The sequence below is a fragment of the Bacillus sp. SIMBA_074 genome (assembly GCF_046534555.1).
GTDB classification, from domain to species: Bacteria; Bacillota; Bacilli; order Bacillales; family Bacillaceae_G; genus Bacillus_A; species Bacillus_A mycoides.
The window spans coordinates 1-266 of sequence record NZ_JAWRYM010000637.1 but is presented as its reverse complement, the minus strand read 5'-3'; the positions used below and the strand labels follow the sequence as shown (position 1 = coordinate 266).

The following is a 266-nucleotide window of genomic DNA, read 5'->3' as shown; positions in this document are numbered from 1 at the left end:
CGACCAAGTATACGGTGCGAGGTCATAGCGGTAGTTAGAAGTTACGCCATTAACGCCCAGCGTTTCTTCCAAACCACTAATAATTGTCCAATCGATGACTAGCCCAGGGGCTACAATCAAGCGACGATAAGAAAGTGTTGCGCCGTTGGCGAGCAAGACATATTCAGATTTAGGGTCAATGCGTTCTGCTTTGGTCTGGTGCCAAGTCACCCTTTTCGGCATGACATCAGCCATCGGTTTACGAGTGGACTCTGGCGTAAAGATAC

At 48.9% G+C, this 266-nt stretch carries 1 pseudogene; it reads right to left on the bottom strand.

What is annotated here, in order from left to right:
• Positions 1–234 (bottom strand): annotated as a pseudogene (locus SB773_RS32305) (pyridine nucleotide-disulfide oxidoreductase); the annotation flags it as partial.
• Positions 235–266: the final 32 nt, after the last annotated feature.